The following is a 569-nucleotide window of genomic DNA, read 5'->3' as shown; positions in this document are numbered from 1 at the left end:
GCCCTATTCCGATTGCGCCGACGCCTGCCGACATGGGCATCATGGAGCATGTGCCCTACACACCGGGTGCCAACGTCGCGGGCATGGAGAAGTTGGGGCTTACGCGCATCGACGACTACCTGAATCAGTTGGAAGACGATTACACGTTGTCTGATGACGAGGCGGATAGCGAGCGTATCTCGGGTGTCGTGGATACGGCGCTCTCTGAACTGAAGGGGCGCGCAGTCCACACCGAATTCGGTGAGGGCGAGATCGTGCGGTGCGGTACTGCCGCGAAACACGTGACAGTGCGGCTCAGTAACGGATTCACGGTGAAGGCCCGTAAGTCTTCAACGTTCTTGCTGGAAAAAGAACCTGAGGGCCCGCTACGCCGCAAGATCGCGGATATCATTGGGCTCAAGGTAACGCCTATCAAGGACGTTCAGGCTGCTGGTTACGCACTGAGCCGCGCGCAATCAAAGGCGCTGAAAGTTCGAGAAGCACGTCGTCAGGCGCGCGAGCAGCGGACGCGAGATCGCGAGCGCAAAAAGGCGCTCACCGTGAAGCTGAGCTTGATTGAGCATAACGGC

At 59.1% G+C, this 569-nt stretch carries 1 protein-coding gene; it reads left to right on the top strand.

Going from position 1 to position 569, the window contains the following annotated elements; all coding sequences use genetic code 11:
• A partial coding sequence (locus tag AC1RPG_RS07975) for a hypothetical protein (protein ID WP_481762464.1) occupies nt 1-569 on the top strand: 569 nt, incomplete at both ends.

Source organism: Dellaglioa sp. CoH-57-MRSF-18, assembly GCF_056781995.1.
Note: the sequence above shows the minus strand (reverse complement) of the source record. Positions and strands in the feature narration are given on the sequence as shown.